Annotated in this window: 21 protein-coding genes and 3 pseudogenes; 6 read left to right on the forward strand and 18 right to left on the reverse strand. The window is 72.3% G+C overall.

What is annotated here, in order from left to right; all coding sequences use genetic code 11:
- Positions 1-62: 62 nt before the first annotated feature.
- Positions 63-713: an HAD family hydrolase gene (locus R2D22_RS25770; protein ID WP_318107050.1), complete on the reverse strand. Its 651-nt coding sequence runs from the start codon at positions 711-713 to the stop codon at positions 63-65.
- 160 nt (positions 714-873) lie between these two features.
- Positions 874-1,815 carry a peptidoglycan-binding domain-containing protein gene (locus tag R2D22_RS25775; protein WP_318107051.1) on the reverse strand — a complete coding sequence of 314 codons (942 nt, stop codon included), beginning with the start codon at positions 1,813-1,815 and terminating at the stop codon, positions 874-876.
- A gap of 259 nt (positions 1,816-2,074) precedes the next feature.
- Between R2D22_RS25775 and R2D22_RS25780 the strand changes: the two genes are divergently transcribed.
- Positions 2,075-4,129, forward strand: a complete 2,055-nt coding sequence (locus R2D22_RS25780) for an MFS transporter (protein ID WP_318107052.1) — start codon at positions 2,075-2,077, stop codon at positions 4,127-4,129.
- Between the two features lie 6 nt (positions 4,130-4,135).
- Here the strand turns inward: R2D22_RS25780 and R2D22_RS25785 are convergent, their stop codons facing one another.
- Together R2D22_RS25785 and R2D22_RS25790 are read right to left on the reverse strand one after the other, a co-directional pair.
- Positions 4,136-4,612, reverse strand: a complete 477-nt coding sequence (locus tag R2D22_RS25785; RefSeq protein WP_318107053.1) for a GNAT family N-acetyltransferase — start codon at positions 4,610-4,612, stop codon at positions 4,136-4,138.
- Positions 4,609-4,815: pseudogene (locus R2D22_RS25790) on the reverse strand (antibiotic biosynthesis monooxygenase family protein); the annotation flags it as partial. The gene R2D22_RS25785 and the pseudogene R2D22_RS25790, both read right to left, overlap by 4 nt.
- Positions 4,816-5,083: 268 nt before the next feature.
- On the opposite strand from R2D22_RS25790, the pseudogene R2D22_RS25795 reads away from it, so the two are divergent.
- A pseudogene (locus R2D22_RS25795) lies at positions 5,084-5,413 on the forward strand (recombinase family protein); the annotation flags it as partial.
- Here the strand turns inward: R2D22_RS25795 and R2D22_RS25800 are convergent.
- The 3 genes and pseudogenes from R2D22_RS25800 to R2D22_RS25810 all read right to left on the reverse strand — a co-directional run.
- The gene (locus R2D22_RS25800; protein WP_318107054.1) at positions 5,337-6,689 is read right to left on the reverse strand and encodes an outer membrane protein assembly factor BamB family protein; all 1,353 of its coding nucleotides are present in this window, start codon (positions 6,687-6,689) and stop codon (positions 5,337-5,339) included. The pseudogene R2D22_RS25795 and the gene R2D22_RS25800 overlap by 77 nt on opposite strands.
- Positions 6,690-6,963: 274 nt before the next feature.
- A complete protein-coding gene (locus R2D22_RS25805; protein ID WP_318107055.1) occupies positions 6,964-7,293 on the reverse strand; it encodes an antibiotic biosynthesis monooxygenase family protein in 330 nt (109 codons plus the stop codon).
- A 69-nt stretch (positions 7,294-7,362) separates the two neighbouring features.
- Positions 7,363-7,518 (reverse strand): annotated as a pseudogene (locus R2D22_RS25810) (antibiotic biosynthesis monooxygenase family protein); the annotation flags it as partial.
- 134 nt (positions 7,519-7,652) lie between these two features.
- Here R2D22_RS25810 and R2D22_RS25815 point away from each other — a divergent pair.
- Complete coding sequence (locus R2D22_RS25815) at positions 7,653-8,528, forward strand: PhzF family phenazine biosynthesis protein (RefSeq protein WP_318107056.1); 876 nt, start codon at positions 7,653-7,655, stop codon at positions 8,526-8,528.
- A 27-nt stretch (positions 8,529-8,555) separates the two neighbouring features.
- Here R2D22_RS25815 and R2D22_RS25820 read toward each other — a convergent pair whose 3' ends face one another.
- Positions 8,556-8,849, reverse strand: coding sequence for a DUF3533 domain-containing protein (locus R2D22_RS25820; RefSeq protein ID WP_318107057.1), 294 nt, complete (start codon positions 8,847-8,849; stop codon positions 8,556-8,558).
- Positions 8,850-8,962: 113 nt separating this feature from the next.
- Here R2D22_RS25820 and R2D22_RS25825 point away from each other — a divergent pair, with 113 nt between their 5' ends.
- Positions 8,963-9,193 carry a hypothetical protein gene (locus R2D22_RS25825; protein ID WP_318107058.1) on the forward strand — a complete coding sequence of 77 codons (231 nt, stop codon included), beginning with the start codon at positions 8,963-8,965 and terminating at the stop codon, positions 9,191-9,193.
- Between the two features lie 82 nt (positions 9,194-9,275).
- Here R2D22_RS25825 and R2D22_RS25830 read toward each other — a convergent pair whose 3' ends face one another.
- A complete protein-coding gene (locus tag R2D22_RS25830) occupies positions 9,276-9,470 on the reverse strand; it encodes a hypothetical protein (RefSeq protein WP_318107059.1) in 195 nt (64 codons plus the stop codon).
- A 38-nt stretch (positions 9,471-9,508) separates the two neighbouring features.
- On the opposite strand from R2D22_RS25830, the gene R2D22_RS25835 reads away from it, so the two are divergent.
- A complete protein-coding gene (locus R2D22_RS25835; RefSeq protein WP_318107060.1) occupies positions 9,509-9,820 on the forward strand; it encodes a hypothetical protein in 312 nt (103 codons plus the stop codon).
- Here R2D22_RS25835 and R2D22_RS25840 read toward each other — a convergent pair.
- The 3 genes from R2D22_RS25840 to R2D22_RS25850 form a co-directional block, all read right to left on the reverse strand.
- A complete protein-coding gene (locus R2D22_RS25840) occupies positions 9,817-10,485 on the reverse strand; it encodes an O-methyltransferase (protein ID WP_318107061.1) in 669 nt (222 codons plus the stop codon). The two genes, R2D22_RS25835 and R2D22_RS25840, sit on opposite strands and share 4 nt — an antisense overlap.
- Entirely contained in the window at positions 10,482-11,570 is a 1,089-nt protein-coding gene (locus R2D22_RS25845; RefSeq protein WP_318109982.1) for a DUF2330 domain-containing protein, read from the reverse strand. The genes R2D22_RS25840 and R2D22_RS25845 overlap by 4 nt, the downstream gene beginning before the upstream one ends.
- A gap of 66 nt (positions 11,571-11,636) precedes the next feature.
- Positions 11,637-12,878 (reverse strand): cytochrome P450, encoded by a 1,242-nt coding sequence (locus R2D22_RS25850; protein ID WP_318107062.1) that lies wholly within the window; start codon positions 12,876-12,878, stop codon positions 11,637-11,639.
- A gap of 261 nt (positions 12,879-13,139) precedes the next feature.
- Here R2D22_RS25850 and R2D22_RS25855 point away from each other — a divergent pair, with 261 nt between their 5' ends.
- Positions 13,140-14,318: a steroid 3-ketoacyl-CoA thiolase gene (locus R2D22_RS25855; RefSeq protein WP_318107063.1), complete on the forward strand. Its 1,179-nt coding sequence runs from the start codon at positions 13,140-13,142 to the stop codon at positions 14,316-14,318.
- Positions 14,319-14,402: 84 nt separating this feature from the next.
- Here the strand turns inward: R2D22_RS25855 and R2D22_RS25860 are convergent, their stop codons facing one another.
- From R2D22_RS25860 to R2D22_RS25885, 6 genes are all read right to left on the reverse strand, one after another.
- Complete coding sequence (locus R2D22_RS25860) at positions 14,403-14,810, reverse strand: aggregation-promoting factor C-terminal-like domain-containing protein (RefSeq protein WP_318107064.1); 408 nt, start codon at positions 14,808-14,810, stop codon at positions 14,403-14,405.
- Between the two features lie 286 nt (positions 14,811-15,096).
- The gene (locus tag R2D22_RS25865; protein ID WP_318107065.1) at positions 15,097-15,960 is read right to left on the reverse strand and encodes an ECF transporter S component; all 864 of its coding nucleotides are present in this window, start codon (positions 15,958-15,960) and stop codon (positions 15,097-15,099) included.
- A complete protein-coding gene (locus R2D22_RS25870; RefSeq protein WP_318107066.1) occupies positions 15,957-17,840 on the reverse strand; it encodes an ABC transporter ATP-binding protein in 1,884 nt (627 codons plus the stop codon). Before R2D22_RS25870 ends, R2D22_RS25865 begins: the two co-directional genes overlap by 4 nt.
- Positions 17,837-18,949 (reverse strand): energy-coupling factor transporter transmembrane component T family protein, encoded by a 1,113-nt coding sequence (locus R2D22_RS25875; protein ID WP_318107067.1) that lies wholly within the window; start codon positions 18,947-18,949, stop codon positions 17,837-17,839. Before R2D22_RS25875 ends, R2D22_RS25870 begins: the two co-directional genes overlap by 4 nt.
- Before the next feature lies 1 nt (position 18,950).
- The gene (locus R2D22_RS25880; protein ID WP_318107068.1) at positions 18,951-19,601 is read right to left on the reverse strand and encodes an SCO2322 family protein; all 651 of its coding nucleotides are present in this window, start codon (positions 19,599-19,601) and stop codon (positions 18,951-18,953) included.
- Positions 19,598-20,860 carry a prenyltransferase/squalene oxidase repeat-containing protein gene (locus R2D22_RS25885; RefSeq protein WP_318107069.1) on the reverse strand — a complete coding sequence of 421 codons (1,263 nt, stop codon included), beginning with the start codon at positions 20,858-20,860 and terminating at the stop codon, positions 19,598-19,600. The genes R2D22_RS25880 and R2D22_RS25885 overlap by 4 nt, the downstream gene beginning before the upstream one ends.
- Positions 20,861-20,875: the final 15 nt, after the last annotated feature.

Here is a 20,875-nt window from a genome sequence, read left to right on the forward strand (position 1 = left end):
GGGCGACGAAAAAAGGGGCGCCCCCTTCGCGGGGGTGCCCCTTTTTCGTGCCTTGAGTGGCGTCAGTCGGTGTCGGCGTGCAGCGCGATGGTGCCATCGTCGGCCGGTTCGACCCGCAGTCGCGTCAGGTCCGCCACGTGCAGGTCGGGGCCGAAGGCCGCCGCGCGCGGGCCGACGCCCACCACGCGCATCCCGGCCGCGCGGCCCGCCTGGATACCGGCCTCGGAGTCCTCGAAGACCACGCAGTCCGCCGGGTCGACGCCCAGCTCCGCGGCGCCCTTCAGGAAGCCCTCCGGGTCCGGCTTGCTGGCGCCGACGCGCTCCGCGGTCACCCGGGTCGCCGGCATCGGGAGCCCGGCCGCGCCCATCCGGGCCTGTGCGAGGGCCTCGTCGGCCGAGGTGACGAGAGCGTGCGGCAGCGTGGCGACGGTGGCCATGAAGGCGGGGGCGCCGGGCACCGGTACGACGCCGTCGAGGTCGGCGGTCTCCTCGGCGAGCATCACCCTGTTCTCCGCGTGGTTCTGCTCCATCGGGCGGTCCGGCAGCAGCGCGGCCATCGTGGCGTAGCCCTGACGGCCGTGCACGACCTTCAGGACGTCGTGCGGGTCCAGTCCGTGCCGCTCCGCCCAGCGGCGCCAGCAGCGCTCCACGACGGCGTCGGAGTTGACGAGGGTCCCGTCCATGTCGAGGAGGAGGGCGCGGGCGGTGAGCATGGAGTGGTCTCCAGGGAGCCGGGTGCGACGAACGAAGCGGTCCCGCTCGCCGGTCAGGGAGTGCGAGCGGGGCCACTTTGTTTCTTCACGATACAAAACGAGGGGCCCTCGGCGCCACCCGGCCTCCGCGCCGCCCGTCCGCCCTCGCTCGGCCCACCCGTCAGCCGGAGGTCACCGCCTCCAGTGCCTCGCGCGTCGCCGGGCCGTACACGCCCCAGGGGTCCTCCTCGATGTCCATGTACGACTGGAAGGACGCGACCCCCTCCTCGACCTTCCCGGAGTACTCGCCGTTCTCCGGACCCTTGTACGCCCAGATCTCCTTCAGGCGGCGCTGCAGCTCAAGGACCTCCGGCCCGGAGTCGCCGCGGCTCAGCGTCGGTCCGCCGTCCTCCGGTCCGGTGGGCGGCTCCGCCCGGGAGGACGAGGTGGACGGGGCCGGCGCGCTCGTGGAGCGGCGCGGCGCCGCGGCCGACGCCGTACGGGACGGGGAGGCGGACGGCGACGCCGACCGGCTCGCGGACTCGGACGTCGACGGGGACGCCGACTCCCGGTCCGACTCCGACTCGGACTCCGACGGCGTCGGTGTCGGCGCCTCGGACACCAGCAGCGCGGTCGACGAACTGGCGGCGTCGGGGCCCGCCAGGCCGTCCTGGTCGTCGCCGCCGAGCACGCCGACGGCGAAGGCCGCGGTTCCGGCCACGGCGAGGCCCGCGACCAGCGCGACCATCAGTCCGCGGCGCCGGCCGGGCGGCTCGTGCTCCGGGTCCGCCTCCGGCGGCGCGCCGAACGCGGCCCGGTCGAGCAGCAGCGGCATGGTCTCGGACGCGTCGCCCTCGTTGTACGCCTGCGGCCCGCCCCCGGACTCCGCCGCGTACCCGATACCCGCGCCCGCTCTCGCACCCGCGCCCGCATCCATGCCGTCATGCGAAACGGCCGGCATCGGCATCGGCATCGCCGCCGTGGCCGGATCCAGTCCCTCGGGCACGACCGTGGGCAGGTCCGCGGGCGGCATCGGTACGTGCGGATCCGCCTCCGCGCCCGACGCCTCCAGGTTCACGTACGGGCGTATCCGCAGCGGGTCGAAGTCTTCTGCCGCGGCCATTTCCGCGGCCGTCTCGGCCGCGCGCAGGGCCCGGGCAGCGCACGCGCAGGCCAGCTCGGGCCCGCCGTCCGGACTCGGCGGCGCACCGCATTCTGGGCAGACGTATCCGGCCATTGTGTTCCCTCCCCTTGAACTGCCAGTGATTATGCAGCCCGCAGATGTCCGGCCGGGCACGGATCCCCGCTCGAGAGGCCATAACGGGACGGAAACCCCAGGATGGAGCTGAGCCGGAGCCCGTCCCGGCCAGGAGGAGACGCCGATGGCCCAGGAAATGCGGACTTCCGACGCAGGCGCCCCCGCTCCCCAGGAGGGCGCGAGCCGGCGCGGGGTCATGATCCCGATCGGCGCGCTCCTGCTCGGGATGCTGCTGGCCGCACTCGACCAGACCATCGTCTCCACCGCACTGCCGACCATCGTCAGCGAACTCGGCGGCCTGGAGCACCTGTCCTGGGTGGTCACCGCCTACATGCTGGCGTCCACCGCCGCCACGCCGCTGTGGGGCAAGCTGGGCGACCAGTACGGCCGCAAGAAGCTCTTCCAGGGCGCCATCGTCATCTTCCTCGCCGGCTCGGCCCTTTGCGGCATCGCGCAGAACATGCCGCAGCTCATCGCTTTCCGCGCGGTCCAGGGCCTCGGCGGCGGCGGGCTCATGGTGCTGTCGATGGCGATCGTCGGCGACCTCGTGTCGCCGCGCGAACGCGGCAAGTACCAGGGGCTGTTCGGTGCCGTGTTCGGCGCGACCAGCGTCCTCGGGCCGCTGCTCGGCGGCCTGTTCACCGAGCACCTGTCCTGGCGCTGGGTCTTCTACATCAACCTGCCGATCGGCGTCGTCGCCCTGTTCGTCATCGCCGCCGCCCTGCACATCCCGGCCCCCGGCACCCGGCACACCATCGACTACCTCGGCACGTTCCTCATCGCCTCGGTCGCCACCTGCCTGGTGCTCGTCGCCTCGCTCGGCGGCACCACGTGGGACTGGGACTCGCCGCAGATCATCGGCCTCGCCGTGCTCGGGGCCGTGCTGCTCGTCTGGTTCGTGCGGGTCGAGCAGCGCGCCGCCGAACCCGTCCTGCCGCTGAAGCTCTTCCGGATCCGGACGTTCACCCTGGTCTCCGTCATCAGCTTCATCGTCGGCTTCGCGATGTTCGGTGCCATGACCTACCTGCCGACGTTCCTCCAGGTCGTCCAGGGCGTCAGCCCGACGATGTCCGGCGTGCACATGCTGCCGATGGTCCTCGGCATGCTGATCACGTCCACCGCGTCGGGCCAGATCGTCTCCCGCACCGGCCGCTGGAAGGTCTTCCCGATCGCCGGAACGGGGGTCACCGGCATCGGGCTGCTGCTGCTCAACGAGCTGAAGGAGACCAGCTCCGACTGGATGATGAGCATCTCGTTCTTCGTCTTCGGCGCCGGGCTCGGCCTGGTCATGCAGGTCCTCGTGCTCGTCGTGCAGAACGCCGTCTCGTACCAGGACCTGGGCGTGGCGACCTCGGGGGCGACCTTCTTCCGCTCCATCGGCGCGTCCTTCGGCGTCGCCGTCTTCGGCACGATCTTCACCAGCCGGCTGAACCACAAGCTGGACGACGTCCTCGCGGGCCGGGAGCTGCCGCCCGGCCTGAGCGCCGACGGGATCGCCGGCGATCCGCGCGGCATCGCCGAACTCCCGCCCGACCTGCGCCCCGAGGTGCTGCACGCGTACGCCACGTCCATCACCGACGTGTTCCTGTACGCCGCGCCCGTCGTCCTCGTCGCCTTCGTCGTGTCCTGGTTCCTCAAGGAGGACCGGCTGCGCGGCTCGGTCACCGCGCCCGACGCGAGCGAGACCCTCGCGTCCAACCCGGTCGAGCGGTCCTCGTACGACGAGTGCGCCCGCGCCCTGTCGGTGCTCGGCTCCCGCGAGGGCCGCAAGGCCGTGTACGTGAAGATCACCGTGAAGGCCGGGTACGACCTGCTGCCCGCCGCGAGCTGGCTGCTGCTGCGCATCAAGCGGCACGGCACGGTCGAACCGGCCCGGCTGGCCGAGACCACCACGGTGCCGCTGCGGGCGGTCACCGAGGCGGCCCGGCAGATCGAGGAACGGGGCCTGGCCCGCCGGGAGGGCTTGCAGCTGATCCTCACCGACGCGGGCGTCGAGGCCGCCGCGAAGCTCGCCCGCGCCCGCGAGGAGTCCCTGGCCGAGCTGCTCGGCGACTGGTGGGGCCCGGAGCGCCCGACCGACCTGGTCCAGCTGGTCGAGGAGCTGACCGCCGAGCTGTGCGGCTCGGACGGCGAGCGCCCCCACGACCCCGAACCGCCCGGCGACCACCACCACCCGTAGGAGAGCTCAGAGCTCCTTGCCATACCAGATGTCCATGTACGGGCCCTCGCAGTACGCCGGGATCTCCGCGTAGCCGTTGCGGGAGTAGAGCGTGCGGGCCTCGATCAGGTCCAGGCGGGTGTTGAGCACCATCTGCCGGGCGCCCAGGGCGCGCGCCTCGTCCTCCAGGGTGCGCAGCAGAGCGTTCGCGCCGCCCTTGCCGCGGAAGGCGTGGCGCAGGAAGACGCGGGTCAGTTCGGCGCGTTCCTCGTCGAGCAGGAGCACGCCGCCGCAGCCTGCCGGCTCGTCCCCGTACCGGGCCACCAGGAACTGCCCGGTCGGCGGGGTGAGCAGCTCGACGCCGTCGTTCGTCAGCCCCTCGTCGATCTCCGCCTCGGTCGCGGGCCGCTTCCAGTAGCGGCTGGCGACGTCGTCGTAGTAGTCGCGGCGCAGCGCCGTGGAATCGGCCGTGCCGACAGCCTCGGGGTGGAAGGACCAGCTCACTTGGGCGACGCCTGCTGGACGACCTCGAACGACCACAGGGTGGAGCCGGTGGCCGCCGGCTTCGGGCGCTCGGCCCCGCCCTTGCCGCCCGCCGTGCCCTGGTGCGCGGCCTTCATGGAACCGTTCATCCAGTTCTGGAAGTCCTCCTCGCTGCGCCAGCGGGTGTACACCAGGTACTGGTCGGTGCCCTCCAGTGGGCGCATGGTGTTCATACGTACCTTACGAAGCATGAGCGAAGATGACTTGGTCTCTCGCGCGCAGTGGGGGAACTTAGAGCGTCGACGCAGCCCCATGACGGGCCGTGACATCAAAAGTACCAAGGAGCAGGAGCGGGACGCCCGGCATTACATCGGCCGGCATGGTGGCACCTGCGTGCACATCTAATACGAGCCGGATACGTCCGCATGGCGCAAGAAGCGTGTTCGTCTCCCCGACGGACGCTTCGTTCATCGCGTCGTCCGTCCCGTATTCGAAGGCGCGTTGGAGGACCTCAAGGCCGGTCGAGCGCCGGACGGACAACGTCTTGACGGGCTGATCGTCTACGACATCGACCGTCTCACGCGCGACAACCGCCATCTTGAGGGCGCCATCGACGTGGTGGAGCGGCACCGACGGCCCATCGTCGACATCAACTCAAGACCGTGCTGCGCAATCCGCGCATCTGCGGAATCCGTTCCCGCAAGGCGCGCGCCCTCAACCCCGACACGGGGAGCGATCCCAGACCTCATCCGCGCTCGTACACCGAGAAGGGCCGAACGCCCCGGCCCCACCGCACGACGACCACCAGGTCCTCGTGGATGAGCAGGTCCGTGAGTTCGCCCGCCTTGTGGTCGATGTCGGCCCCGGTGTCGCTGGTGTCCTGTTCGTCGCCGGTGGCTGCGTCGAGGACCAGCAGTTCGTCCGTGTCGTCATGCCTGCGTGCGAGCATGCGGACGAGGGCGGTCACTCGGCCGCCGGCCGCTTCGAGTGCGAGGAAGCCGCGGCCGGAGGCCAGGTCGCTCCGCCACACTTCGGTGCCCTTCAGAAGGTCGAAGGCGACCACCCGGTTCACGTACTCCTTACCGCGCTTGGTCTCGGCGGCGGCGTAGAGCCGCCCGTCCGCGACCGCCACAACCTCGGGCCTGTGCGACTGGCTCGTGCCGTGACCACCGGTGGGCTCGATCCGGCTCAGGGGCGTCCCGTCCTCGCCGAAGGCGAGGTATGCGCCCGGCAGGCCGCCTTGCACGGTCCCGCCGACCTGCACGACCACGGGATCGGTCGACAGCAGCGTCACCTCCGCGTCCGTGCCCGGAGTCGGGCGGCCGCCGAGCGGCGCGGACCACTGTGCCTTCCCGTCGGCCTTGTCGAACGCGGCCAGCCGCAGTTCGGTGCGGCCGCAGGTGAGCACCGCGAGGACCAGCCGCTCGCCGGCCGCGACCCGTTCGGGCACGCAGCCCGCCGGGACTGCCGCCTTCCAGCGCGGGGCGCCGGTCCGCAGGTCGAAAGCGCGCAGGGACTGCGAGCCTTGAACAGTAGGCTGGATCGTCTCGAGTGCCCATCGGTCGTCGCCGTCCCGCAGTACGGCGAGCCCGCCCCCGGCGGCGACCATGTCGGTGAGCGACTCGGTGAGGTCGGCCGGGGCGCGCCGTACGTGCCACAGCTCACGGCCGGTCGTGAGGTCCAGCGCGGCGACGGTCGCACAGCCCTGACCGCCCGGGCCACGGTCCCCCCGCGCCAGCAGGACGACGGAACCGGCCGTACGACGACCGACCGCGCACACATGGTCCTGACCGGGCGGTGCGTACTCCCAGCGCCGGTCGCCCGACCGGGCGTCGAAGGCGGTGACGGCGTCGTACCGACTGCGGACGAGTGTGTCGTCGACGAGCCAGGCACCGTTGCCGTAGTCCCGGGCACTGTCGTCGACCGGGGCATCCCAGACAACGCGCATCGAGCCCCCTGAGGCGGAGCAGCCCGCAGTGAGGCCGACGACCAGCGCGGCAACGGCCGCGAGCAGGGGGCGGAGCCGCCGCGTTCCCTCGCGGGACGAAAGCCACCGCTCCCGTCCCGGTCTCGCGTCGCCGGTCGTGCGCGCTGCCATACGTCAAGGCTCCGTCAGACTAGGGGAGACGTGATCACCCGCACAGCTCTCGTCCGTAGCCGTGCCGGATCGTCCCTAAGCCGGCGAAGCGCCCCAGATCCTTGAAGATCCGGGGCGCTTCTGGCGGTGCGACGTGCAGGTCCTACGCGCTGACAGGCACCGCAACCTCGCGCTCGACGTCGGCCGGCTTCGCCTCGTCGATCGGCGAGGCCGAAGCCGAGTTGCACTTGTCCGAAGTCCACGACGTCTCACCGCCAACTTGTGCACGAGCTCGCTAGGCGTTCTTGGGCGCAGCCTGCTGGACTACATCGAAGGACCACAAGGTCGAAGCGGAGGCGGCCGGCTTGGGCTTCTCACCGCTCTCTTCACTGCCGCCCTGGTGCGCTGCTTTCATGGGGCCCTCAAGCCAAGCCTGGAAAGACTCCTCATCGCGCCAGCGCGTGTAGACGAGGTAGTTGTCGGTGCCTTCGACCGGGCGGAGAAGTTCGAACCACTCGAAGCCGTCGGAGTTCTCCACCGCGTGGGCGCGGTGTGCGAAGCGCTTCTCCAGCGTCTCGCGCTGCTCGGCCGGCACGGTCAGTACGTTGATCTTGACTACGCTCATGTGCCCATCCTGCCGCAAGGATTGTCAGGAGGACGTGAGCAACTGAGTGGTACATCAGCGCACCTGTTGCGGGCGCAGCAGCTCGAACCACTCGAAGCCGTCGGAGCCCTCCACGGACCCCGCCCGGGACGCGAAGCGCTGCTCCAGGACCTCGCGCTGCTCGGCCGGGACGGTCAGGACGTTGATCTTCACCACACTGGGCGTACGACACGTCTCGGGAAGCACAGGCCGGGCACGGCACCCCGCCTTGATCACGTGCGTGCAGTCTCCTGCATCCGCCGGTCGAAGCGGCGTGAGGGGTAGGGAGGGCGAGGTGTCGGTACGGTGCTTCGCGTGATGCTCACCGACCGGCTTCCCGGATGCTGACCGGCGGACGCGGTCTGCCCGTCGCGATCGTGCGCGCGTGTCTGCGCGACGGCGGAGGCGGCAGCCCCACCGCGGTGATGGACGAGGCTGCGCTCAGTGACGCCGAGCGCCGGCGGGTGCCGGTTCTGACGGGGACGTCGCACGCCGTCTTCGTCGCGGTGCGCGAGGACCGACCCGGGAGTTCCACGGCTTCCCTCCGCTTCTTCACCGCCCAGGGAGAACTGCCCGCGTGCGGCCACGGGACGGTCGCCGCTCTGGCCCTTCTCGCCGAGCGGGCCGGGGGCGAGGAGTACAGGGCGACCCTCCGTACGGAGGGGCGTGTCTTCGCCGGTCGGTCGGTACGGAAGGAGACGCACGTCGAAGCCGCCTTCGACCCCGGTCCCGTCGACCTGCGCGAGCCCACCGCGATCGAGTGCGACCTCGTCCTGCCCGCGCTCGGCGTCCCTTCGGACGCGCTCGCTCCGGGCACCCGCGTCGCCGGGGTGGGGCGATCGCGGCTGCTGGTGCCCGTTCGTTCGCGGTCCGCTCTCGCGGCCCTCTCCCCGGACTTCGAACGGCTCCGGTCCGCCTGTGACCGTCTCGGCTTCCTCGGCTGCTTCGTCCACTCCGTGCCGACGCAGGACGGCCGCGTCGCGGCCCGCATGTTCGCCCCGGCGATCGGTGTCCCGGAGGACATCGCCAACGCCAACAGCACCGCATGTCTCGCCGCTCACCTGTCCGGTCGGGGCATCACCGACATCGCCGTCGACATGGGCGACTCGCTCGGCAGCCCCGCCACGATCACCGCCACCACACGGCGCGGCCCGTCGGGCCCGCTGATCCGACTGGGCGGCGCCGCGAAGGTCATGCACAGCGTCCGCATGCCCTAGCCGTGTCCGTCGACATCCGTCGACCGTCTAAAGCCGGGCCTCGGACAGTTGGAGGGCCGAGCGGTGCAGCCCCCTGCGGTCGTAGAGGCGGGTGAGGGCCAGGCCGAGGACGAGCGACCCGGTGAAGCCGAGAGCGGTCGTGATCCAGGCGCGTCCGAGCCCGGCGTCGGTCCGCGCGCCGAAGTAGAGGATGGACCTGACACCGTCGACCACCTGGCGGAACGGCTCGAACTCCGCCAGGAAGCGGTAGAAGTCCGGGAGTGCCTGGAGCGGGATGGTGGCGCCGGCCGACGGGATGGCCAGGCCGATCAGGAGCAGCATCGAGGATCGGGCCCGGGGTGCCGAACACGGCGAGCAGGGCCAGCACGGTGATGCCCATCGCCGCCGTGGCGCATGCTCCGAAGATCCACAGCAGGCCCAGGTGCGAGGCGTCGATGCCGACGACGCCGATCGCGCCGGCCATCGCGAGCGCGGAGGTCGGCATCGACAGGACGACCATGAGCACCGAGCAGACCACGAAGTGCTGCAACCGCGTCATCTGCTGGGCGGGCTTGACGAAGCGGAACGGGCCCTTGTCGTTGGCCATGTACCCGAGGGCCGTGTCCACCTGGGCGTGGATCACGTTCGCGCCCAGCATGCCGCCGAGGACCAGCACGAGGGCGTAGAAGAAGGCGCTCAGACCGAGGCCGCTGTGGGTGCCGAGCGGGTGCCCCTCCTCGACGTGGACCTTCACGGGGTCGGCGATCATCAGCTGGGCGGCGGCCCCGGGCGCGGCGGGACGGCCGGCCCGTCGGACGCGGGGTGCTGCGCGGTCTGCCGCCCGAGCTCCTGGGTGAGCCCGCAGCCCACCTGTACGGAGGTCGTGGCAACGACCTTCCGGTTGATCTCGGCGGCCATGGCGGAGCCGAAGCTGCCGGCCGCGGGGTTGGTCAGCACCGTCATGGTCGGCGGGTGCGGTTCGCGCTGGAGCGGCCCGGCGAGTGCGGCGCGCCCTCGCCGCGAGCCTCATGGACCTGGGCCGCATCGGCGCGGACTACAGCACCGAGGACCTGCTGCCCTACGCCGAGCTGGCCGCGGCCGCCGCGAAGCTCGACCTGGACCGGATCAAGGAGGTCGACGACGCCGGGGACCGCTTCAGGCTGGCCGAGCACGCCGCCATCGTCGTGCTTCTGCTGGAGCCGGTCCTCGCCGTCCTGCGCCGCCTGGCCCAGGAGGACGAGACCCGGCGCCGGGGCGGGTGGGCGCGCCCGGACGAGGCGACCGCGCCGCGCTCCGGGGGCGCGACGGACTAGCCGACCACCCGCGCCAGCAGCATGCCGTCGTAGCCCTTCACGCCCACCGTCTGGAACGCCGTCGCGTCCAGCCGGGGCTCGCGGGAGACCAGTTCGAACATCTCGCGGGTCCCGGTGACGGCCGCGTCGTCCGGGTGCTCGGTGGCGATCTTCCCGCCGCGTACGACGTTGTCCACGACGATCAGGCTGCCCGGGCGGGACAGCTTGAGGGCCCAGGACACGTAGTGCGGGTTGTTGACCTTGTCCGCGTCGATGAACGTCAGGTCGAACGGGCCCGCGCCCTCGGTCTCCAGCTGCGGCAGGGTGTCGAGGGCCGCGCCGGTGCGGACCTCGACGACCTTGTCCAGGCCGGCCCGCGCGATGTTCGCGCGGGCCACGTCGGCGTGGGCCGGGTTGTACTCGAGGGTGACCAGCCGGCCGTCCACCGGCAGCGCCCGGGCCAGCCAGATCGTGCTGTACCCGCCGAGCGTGCCGATCTCCAGGATGTTCCGCGCGCCCTGCGCGACCGCCAGCAGATGCAGCAGCTTGCCCTGGTTGGGGGCCACGTTGATCGCCGGCAGTCCGGCCGCCGCGCTGTCCGCGAGCGCGGCGGTCAGGGCCTCGTCCGCGGGGGCGAGGAGATCGGTGAAGTAACGGTCGACGGTGGTCCATTGCTCCTGGGTCATGCGGCCGAACGTACCGCAGCGGGTCGCCGTCGGCGGCGTACCGCCACGAACGTCCCGCCGGCCGCGGCCAGTACGCCGAGGACCGTGAGCAGCCAGACGGGGATGCCGTCGCCGACGGTCAGCAGCCGGTCGGTGTAGTAGTACTCCCGGTACGGGGTGTCGGAGTCGGCCGCGCTCAGCAGGTGGTCGCCGTCGATCTTCGACGGGTCGGGGAACTCCTGGTCGATCGCGGTGAGATAGGCCGGCTTGCCGTCGGTGAGGGCCGCCACCGGCCCCTCCGGATTGATCCTGCCCGCGTAGAAGACCTCGGGCTTCGCGCCGCCGATCCGGGACTGCGGCTCCATGCGGTGGTCGGCGAGCACGTACAGGCCGAGCGACTGCGGGGTCTTGGCGAGCCGGGACAGCCGCATCGGGTAGATGAGTTCGTGGCTGGCGAAGCGGATCTTCAGCGGGTCCAGGTCGCCGCCGAGCGTCGCGCCCTTCTCGTCCGGGGCGAGCCGGACGGCGACGTACTCCCACTTGCGGTCCACGTACGGCTGGAGCGCGTCGGACAGCCGGTCCGACAGCTCGAAACCGTTGGATTTCAGCCAGCCGCTGAGCGCCTTCGGGTCGGTGGCGGTCAGCCGGGCCACGTCGAAGGGGCCGAGGCGTTCGCGGCCGACCACGCCGACGCCCCCGCCGCCCGCGCCGGGCGGGGGCGCCGCCGCGCCCGCGCCGTCGCTGTCCGCGAACGGCCAGTCGCCGCTGCGCGGCCAGAAGTAGTGCCGTTCCTTCTCCTCGGGCCGGGTGAGCCAGGAGAGGTCGTCGAACAGCTGCGGGTCGCCGAGCTCGACGTCGGCCCGGGCCGGTACCGGCATGATCCAGGCGGCCCGTTGGGCGTTCCCGCGCACGGTGAAGCGCATGACGATCTGCTCGGTACGGCCGTTCCAGCGCACCACCGAGGTCTCCCGGTCGACCCCGATCCTCTGGTCGCGGGTGGGCACCATGGCGCCGCAGCCGCAGGCCCAGGCCGGTGAGACCAGCGAGCCGAGCTGCAGCGCCAGGAGCGCGAACACCAGTGTCAGGATTCTTTGTCTGCCCCGCATCATGGGGTGTGAGACTACCGATCGGAGCAATCGGTTCCGGCCACGGGCGTCCAAACCTCGGAACCCTCAGGCGCGGACCTGGAGTTCCTTGATGCCGTTGAGCCAGGCCGCCCGCAGCCGGCGCGGTTCGCCCGCCAGGGTCAGGTCGGGCAGTTCGTCGGCGAGTGCGTTGAAGATCAGCTCGATCTCGTGGATGGCGAGCGACTTGCCGAGGCAGAAGTGCGGGCCGCCGCCGCCGAATCCGAGGTGCGGGTTGGGGTCGCGGGTGATGTCGAAGGTCTCGGGGTTCTCGAAGACCTCGGGGTCGTTGTTGGCGGAGGAGTAGAACATCCCCACCCGGTCGCCCTTCTTGATCTTCTGGCCGCCGATCTCGGTGTCCTGGGTCGCCGTGCGCTGGAAGGAGACCACGGGGGTGGCCCAGCGGACGATCTCCTCGGCGGCGGTCGCCGGCCGCTCGCGCTTGAAGAGTTCCCACTGGTCGGGGTGGGTGAGGAAGGCGTGCATGCCGTGGCTGATGGCGTTGCGGGTGGTCTCGTTGCCGGCGACGGCGAGCAGCAGCACGAAGAAGCCGAACTCGTCGGAGGAGAGGTTGCCCTGGCCCTCGGCTGCGACGAGCTGGCTGACGATGTCCTTCGCCGGGCACTCCTTGCGGGCGGCGGCCATGTTCATGGAGTAGCCGATCAGCTCCATGGCGGCCTCGGCGCCGATCTCCTCGGTGATCGCGTACTCGGGGTCGTCGTACGCGATCATCTTGTTCGACCAGTCGAAGATCCGGGCCCGGTCCTCCTGTGGTACGCCGATCAGTTCGGCGATGGCCTGGAGCGGGAGTTCGACGGCGACCCGGGTGACGAAGTCGAAGGAGCCGTCCGCGGCGGCATTCCGCTTCGCCTCGGCGACGATCGCGCGGGCGCGCTCGCGCAGTGCCGTCTCCAGGGTGCGGATCGCCCGCGGGGTGAAGCCGCGCTGGACGATCTGGCGGACCCGGGTGTGCTCCGGCGGGTCCATGTTGAGCATGATCAGCTTCTGGACCTCGATCTGGTCCCGGGTGATGTGCTCGTTGAAGCGGATGACCGCGGTGTTCTCGGTGGAGGAGAACAACTCGGGGTGTGTGGAGACGTACTTGACGTCCGCGTGCCGGGTGACGGCCCAGTACCCCTCGTCGTCGAAGCCGGTGACGCCGCGCGGCTGGGGGCACCACCAGACGGGCGCGGTCTGCCGTAGCTGGGCGAACTCCGGGAAGGGTATGCGGGACTGGAGCAGGTCGGGGTCGGTGGCGTCGAACCCTTCGGGGAGATGGGGGCACGTCATCGCGGCACACTCCATGTCTGATGGCCCGTCAGATGTTGCCGGAAAGGTAGTAACGAGTTCTACAACTGGCAAGGGCCGTGGCGGGAACTGTTGCCGGAGGGGGCGCGCGCGAAGTGGCGCGCAACCGGGGTTCGAGCGGTGCACAACCCTTGCGTACCCGGGGTAGCAGTCATAAGACTGCACTCAGAACTAGAACGCGTACTAGTTCCCCGGGGTGGGCGCCGGGACGCCCCCGCCGGGTTGCGAGGAGAGGACGAGCTCATGGCCGCGGAACCCGTCATCGTCGAAGCCGTACGCACCCCCATCGGCAAGCGCGGAGGCGCGCTCGCCAATCTGCACCCCTCCTACCTGCTGGGCGAGACCTACCGGGAACTGCTCGGCCGCACGGCCATCCAGCCCGACTGCGTCGAGCAGATCGTCGGCGGCACGGTGACCCACGCCGGCGAGCAGTCCATGAACCCCGCGCGCAACGCCTGGCTCGCGATGGGGCTGCCGTACGAGACCGCCGCCACCACCGTCGACTGCCAGTGCGGCTCCTCGCAGCAGGCGAGCCACATGGTCGCCAACATGATCGCGGCCGGGGTCGTGGACGTCGGCATCTCCTGCGGCGTCGAGGCGATGTCCCGGGTCCCGCTGGGTTCCGGTTCCAAGCACGGACCGGGCAAGCCCTTCCCGGACGAGTGGAACGTCGACCTGCCCAACCAGTTCGAGGCCGCCGAGCGCATCGCCCGCCGGCGGGGCCTCACGCGTGAGCGCGTCGACTCGCTCGGGCTGCTCTCCCAGGAGCGGGCGCAGATCGCGTGGTCCGAGGAGCGGTTCAAACGGGAGACCTTCGCCGTCCAGGTGCCGACGACCGAGGAGGAGCAGGCCGCCGGGCAGGGCATGTGGCGGCTGGTCGACCGCGACGAGGGGCTGCGCGACACCACCATGGAGGGCCTGGCCCGCCTCAAGCCGGTCATGCCGACCGCCGTGCACACCGCCGGCAACTCCTCGCAGATCTCCGACGGCGCCGCCGCGATCATGTGGGCGTCCAAGCGGATGGCGCGGGCCCTGAAGCTGAAGCCGCGCGCCCGGATCGTCGCCCAGGCGCTGGTCGGCTCGGACCCGCACTTCCACCTGGACGGGCCGATCGACGCGACCCGCGCGGTGCTCGGCAAGGCGGGCATGTCGCTGAAGGACATCGACCTCGTCGAGATCAACGAGGCGTTCGCGTCCGTGGTGCTCAGCTGGGCCCAGGAGTTCGAGTCCGACCTGAACGGCCTGGAGAAGGTCAACGTCAACGGCGGCGCGATCGCGCTCGGTCACCCGGTGGGGTCGACCGGGGCGCGGCTGATCACGACGGCGCTGCACGAGCTGGAGCGACGGGACAAGGAGTTCGCGCTCATCACGATGTGCGCGGGCGGGGCACTGGCGACGGGGACGATCATCCAGCGGTTGTGACGCTCCTCGGGGAACGCCGCAGGCCCCGCCTCCGAGGGGAGGCGGGGCCTTGCGGTCGCGCGGTGAGGCCGGGAGCCGGGGCTCTTAGTACCAGCCGTTGGCCTGCCAGAACGCCCAGGCGCCGTTCGGGCTGCCGTAGCGCTCGTTCATGTAGTTCAGGCCCCACTTGATCTGGGTGGCCGGGTTCGTCTTCCAGTCGGAGCCCGCCGAGGCCATCTTCGAGGCCGGCAGGGCCTGGACCAGGCCGTACGCGCCGCTGGACGCGTTGGTGGCGGAGGGGTTCCAACCCGACTCGTGCTCCACGATCTTGCTGAACGACGCGAACTGCGAGGCGGGGACGATCTGCTTGGCGATCGACTTCGCGTCGGTGGGAGCAGCGGAAGCCGAGGCCGTCGTGCCGAGGACCGCACCCGAGGCGCTCAGCAGCACGGCTGCGGAGACGGCGAGGGTCTTCTTGCGGTTGTTGGCACGGGTGGCGATGGAGCGGAACAAAACGCGACCTAACGTCGGGGACATGGGCTGTCGCCGGGCGTTTCAGGCAAGCCGGAACCAGAGCCCGGGAGACCCGGGAACTGGGGGAGTGGCCTGTCCGAGGCGCTGCGCTGGTTGCGCTGCTGCCCGGCGACGACTCCAGAGAAGCAGGGTCCGGAAGCCCTGGCAACGACCCCCTCTTACTAGGACGAATCGGATGTCCGGAGAGCCGTGGGGGTGCGGTATGTCCGAATCAGTGCAGGTAGGAGGGGGTTGTGGGTGGTTTACGGAGGGGCGGAACCGTCTCCTATTTCACGTCGTATGTGACGTGGGTCCTGTGGGGCGGCTCACCGGGAAGGGGCCTGTGAGGGCCCTCGAATGTGACCTGGGCCTCGAAGCTCGCGCGTCGTGTGGCCCGGCGGAGGGCCTTCAGGAGCGGTCCGCCGACGGTGAGGGTGAGGACGACGGTCAGGGCGGCGCGGCCCAGGTCCCAGCCGAGGGACGTCGTCACGTAATAGACCGCGAAGCGGAGCAGGTTCTCGTGGACCGGGGCCTCCGGTTCGAAGGAGGCGCCCGAGCCGAGGCCGGTCACGATGGGCCAGCCCTGCAGATTCATGATCGCGCCGTACGCGAACGCGGCGAGGAAGCCGTACGCGGCGAGGAGCAGCAGCTCGGCGCGGCCGCGGAGCCTGTGAGAGCCCGGGAGGAGGCCCGCGCCCATCGTGAACCAGGCCATCGAGAGCATCTGGAACGGCATCCACGGGCCCACACCGCCGGTGAGCAGGGCGGACGCGAACATCGTCACCGAGCCGAGGACGAAGCCGAAGCCCGGGCCGAGGACCCGGCCGCTCAGCACCATCAGGAAGAACATCGGCTCCAGGCCGGCCGTGCCCGCGCCCAGCGGGCGCAGCGCCGCGCCCACCGCGGCGAGGACGCCGAGCATTGCGACGGCCTTGGCGTCCATGCCGCTGTCGGCGACGGTCGCCACGACCACGGCGACGAGCAGCGGCAGCAGCGCGGCGAACAGCCACGGGGCGTCGCCGGCGTGCGAGGTGACGGCGGCGTCCGCGTCGGCGAGGAGCGGCCAGCCGAAGGCCATGACCCCGAGGAGCGAGATCAGCGCGATGGCGGCGGCGGCGCGGGGGCCGAGACGGACCGGGCGGGGGCTCATCGCTGAAGGGCCTCCTGCACCTGGGCGACCGTGAGCCAGGGCTCCGGGGAGAGGATCTTCGCGACCTGGGGCGCGAAGGCCGGAGAGGAGACCACGACCTCGGCGGTCGGGCCGTCCGCGACGATCTCGCCGCCGGCCAGGATCGCCACCCGGTGCGCGAGCTCGGCGACCAGCTCGACGTCATGGGTGGCCAGCACGATCGCGTGGCCGTCGGCGGCGAGGGCGCGCAGCACGTCGACGAGGCGGGCCTTCGCGGCGTAGTCGAGACCGCGGGTCGGCTCGTCGAGGAGGAGCAGCGGCGGGCGGGCGGTGAGGACGAGGGCCAGCGCGAGGGCCAGGCGCTGGCCCTCGGAGAGGTCGCGGGGGTGGATGTCGTCGGTGACGCCGGGGAGCAGGGCGGAGACGAGGTCGCGGCAGGTGCCGGGGGCCGCCGCCGCGTCCGTGTCGGCGGCGGCGCACTCGGCGGCGACGGTGTCCGCGTACAGCAGGTCGCGGGGCTCCTGCGGGACGAGCCCGACGTGCCGGATCAGCTCGCGGGGGTCGGCGCGGTGCGGGGTGTGCCCCGCGACGAGCACGCTGCCGGAGGTCGGCTCGACCATCCCGACGAGGCTGCCGAGCAGCGTGGACTTCCCGGCCCCGTTGCGCCCCATGAGCGCGACGGTCTCCCCGGCGCGGACGGTCAGATCGACCCGCCGCAGCGCCTCGACCCGGCCGCGGCGCACGCCGAGGGCGCGGACGTCGACGAGCGCGTCGTGGGGGGTGACGGGGGCGGCGGGGCGCCGCCGGAACGGGAGGAGTCCCCCACCCCGCCCCGTCCCGGCCGTACTCATCAGAGGCTCTGCCGCGGCCTGCGGCCCGCCGCCGCGCGTCGGTTCGGCGGCTGCGCCTCCGGACCCCGCCGGGCGCCCGGGCGTCCCGCCCGCGCGGCCCGACGGCCCGGTTGCCTCGCCCCCGGTACGGGCCGGCGTGGCCACCTGCCCGGCGGCCGTTCCGGCGCCTGCAGGTGCGCCGCCCGCCCCGGGCCTTTCCGGGGGGTCGGGGACGTGAGTCCCCGGGGTTCGGCCCAGCAAGCGGGCCCGCAAGGGGCCGGCGGCGCGGCGGGCGTCCCGCACGGTCAGGGGCAGCGGGCTCCAGCCCGCCGCGCGGCCCAGGGCCACCACCGGGGGGTGGACCGGGGAGGTCGCCATGATCGCTTCGGGGGTGTCCATCACCGGCGCCGCGCCCCGGCCGGGGAGCAGGATCACGCGGTCCGCGTACTGGACGACCCGTTCCAGGCGGTGCTCCGCCATCAGGACCGTCGTGCCCAGGTCGTGTACCAGGCGCTGCAGGACCGCGAGGACCTCCTCCGCCGCGCCCGGGTCCAGCGCGGACGTCGGCTCGTCGAGGACCAGCACCTTCGGGTGCGTGGTCAGGACCGAGCCGATCGCGACCCGCTGCTGCTGGCCCCCGGACAGCGTCGCGATCGGGCGGTCGCGCAGCTCCGCCAGGCCCAGGAGGTCCAGCGTCTCCTCGACCCGGCGCCGCATCACCGCCGGGGCGAGCCCCAGGCTCTCCATGCCGTACGCCAGCTCGTCCTCGACCGTGTCCGTGACGAAGTGCGCGGGCGGGTCCTGGCCCACCGTGCCGACCACGTCTGCCAGTTCGCGCGGCTTGTGCGTACGGGTGTCCCGCCCCGCGACCGTCACCCGGCCCCGCAGCGTCCCTCCCGTGAAGTGCGGGACCAGACCCGACACGGTGCCCAGGAGAGTCGACTTGCCGACTCCCGACGGGCCCACCAGCAGGACCAGTTCGCCCTCGGGGACGGTCAGGTCCACCCCGCTCAAGGTCGGCTTCCCGCCGTCCTCCTCGTACGCCACCTCGACGTTCTCGAAGACGATCACAACGACTCCTTCGGCACCGGGGCCACCCACGCCGGCAACAACCCCGGCAGTACGGACAACGCCGGCCACACCGGCAACTGCGGCCACACCAGCGGGACCACCCCGGGATGCAGCGCCTCGGGCGCGTACCCGTTCGCCCAGATCATCAGCCCGGCCACCGCCACGCCCGATCCGGCGGCCAGCCAGGCCCGCACCCCCCACCGGTCCGGCCGGTACCGGGTCCGCGCCGCGCGCCTGCCGCCGAGCCGCAGCCCGGCCACCGCCGCCGCTAGCCCGAGGAGCAACAGCGGCAGCCCGTACGAAGCGCCTTCGGCCGCCAGCAGCCCGTACGTACCCGCGCACACCCCGAGCAGCCCGCCCAGCGTCAGCACATTGGTCGTCCGCCGGACCGCCGCCGGAACCTGCGCCGTACGGCCGTACCCCCGCGCGTCCATCGATGCCGCGACCGCGATCGACCGCTCCAGCGCGCCCTCCAGGACCGGCAGCCCGATCTGCAGCACCGCCCGCACCCCGCCCGGCGACCGGCCGCGCAGCCGCCGCGCGGTCCGCAGCCGGGCCACATCGGCGACCATGTTCGGCGCGAACGTCATCGCGACGACGACCGCCACCCCCGCCTCGTACAGCGCGCCCGGCAGCGACTTCAGCAGCCGCGCCGGGTTCGCCAGCGCGTTCGCCGCGCCCACGCAGATCAGCAGCGTCGCCAGCTTCGCGCCCTCGTACAGCGCGAACACCACCTGCTCGGCGGTGACCCGGCCCCCGATCCGTACTCCCTGCGCCCACTGCGGCAACGGCAGCTCCGGCAGCGTGAACAGCACCTCCGTGCCCGGGATCGACGAGCCGAGGACCACCGTGAACACCAGCCGCGCGGCCACCACGACCAGGCCCAGCTTCACGAACGCCCCGTACGAGCGCGACCAGGGCGCGTCGGTGCGGCGGGCCGCGACCACATAGCCCGCCACCCCGACGATCAGGCCGAGGAGCAGCGGGTTCGTCGTCCGGGACGCGGCCGTCGCCAGGCCCAGGGCCCACAGCCACCACGCGCCGGCGTGCAGCGCGTTGGAACGGGTCGCCTCAGGCGCGCGGATCGACTCCACGACGGAAGATCTCATGTCAGCCGCGTCGGCGGCGCGCCTGCCACAGCCCGGCCGCACCGAGGGCCAGTACGGCCGCCCCGCCCGCCACGACGCCGACCGACGGCCCGGAGTCCGCGTCCTTCCCGGCCGCCGAGGGCTTCGACGTCGGCTTGCCCGCCGTCTTCGCCGGGACCTCCACCTGCTCCCCGCAGCCCGTCCTCGGGTACCCCGAGATCCCGCACAGCAGCGCCGCGCTGTTGTACCGCAGCGGCTTCGCCACCGCCGCCAGCGCCTCCGCGCTCGTCCCGTCCGGGCCGATCCGCGCGCAGCCGGTGCGCTGCTCCGGCGGCGTGCCGCCGTCCGCGGCGTCCTCGGGCGTGCCGAAGTCGATGACGACCGCGACCCGCTTCGTACCCGCCTTCGGGGGCGTGTCCGCGCAGACCTTCGCGAAGTCCGGGGCGGTGCGCGGCCGCGCCGCGTCGGCGGAGTCCACGCTGAGCGCGAACCGGAAGCCGTTGACGTCGCCGTCCGCGGGGCGGGCGGTCGCCGGGCCCTGCGTGGCGTACGCCCACTTTCCCGCGGCGCCGTCCCAGAACGACCAGTAGCGGTACCCGGCCGCCTGCGCGGGCGCGGCGGCGAGCAGCGTCAGCAGGACCGCCGTGACGGCGGCGCCCAGTCGGCCCCTCACTTCTTGCGCCCGCTCAGCAGGAACCCGATGCCGACGCCGACGACCGTGCCGATGCCGATGATCCACCAGATGTTGAACGAGCCCTCGTCCTCGGCGTGGTTGCCGGTCGTCTCCGGACCCTGCGGCGCCGGGCCGGTCGCGTTGAGGCCCTCGACGAGGTCGGTGCCGCCGAACTTGTGCGGGTCCGCGCCCATCGCCTTCGCCGCGAAGATCAGCTGCGCGTACGCGGCCGGTCCGTTGGTCTTCGCCCACGCGGGGGCGTTCTTCTCCAGCCAGGTGAGCGCGCCGGTGGCCTGCTGGGTGTGGCCGGACGCGCCCAGCGCGACGACCGCGTCGGCGGTGTTGCCGAAGTCGGGCTGCTCGGCCGGGTCGGTCGCGCCGGGCATCGGCGGGCTGAGGAGGTGGCCGGTCTTCTCCAGCGCGGCGGCCAGGTAGGAGGCGCCGTTGAGCGCGGCCCGGTCGATGGTCTGCGGGGTCTTGTCCTCGCAGCTCGGGTTCTGCTGCGGCTGCACGTTGCCGGCGAGGATGCCCTTGCCGAGGCCGGCCAGCGCGGCGGCGGCCGTCGCGTCGGCATTGGCGAACAGCTTGCCGGACTTGTCCGGCTGGTACGCGAACGCGCCCGGCCCGGCCTTGTCGGAGCAGGGCAGCGCGAAGGTGAGCAGCGCGTCGTACGGGGTCCTGCCCGTCGTCGACTTCACCGCGCCGGGCTTCTCGCCGCTCGCGGCGAGCGCCCCGATGACGATCGAGGTGGAGTTGGCGTCGCTGGGGCTGCCGGGGTTGTACCCCCAGCCGCCGTCCGGGTTCTGGGCGCTCTTCAGCCAGCCGGAGGCCGACTTGACGGCCTGGGTGACCGCGTCCGTGGCGCCGCCCTCGGCGACCTTCGGCCGCTCGGTGCCGGACAGCGCCTGGAGCGCGACGGCCGTGGCGTTGGTGTCCAGCATGGTGGCCGGGTCGCAGTTCTTGGCCGGGTCGGGCCGGTACGAGGTGAACGCGCCGCTCTCGCACTGCTGGCCCATCAGCCAGTCCACGGACACCTGGGCGGGCTTGATGCCGACCGAGTGCTGCGCGATGAACGCGAGCGACTGGCGCCAGACGCCGTCGTAGGTGGGGTCGTTCACGCCGTACAGGCCGGACGGGATCACCGGGGACGGGGCGGGAGAGGGCGCGGCGGACGCGGCGGGGGCGGCGATCCCGGCACCGGCGGTGCAGAGCACGGCGGTGGCGGCGAGCGCCGCGGCGGCGCGGCGGACGGTGGTCATGCGGGCGGGCCTCTC

Origin of the sequence: Streptomyces sp. HUAS YS2, assembly GCF_033343995.1 — a bacterium.
Taxonomy (GTDB): Bacteria; Actinomycetota; Actinomycetes; order Streptomycetales; family Streptomycetaceae; genus Streptomyces; species Streptomyces solicathayae.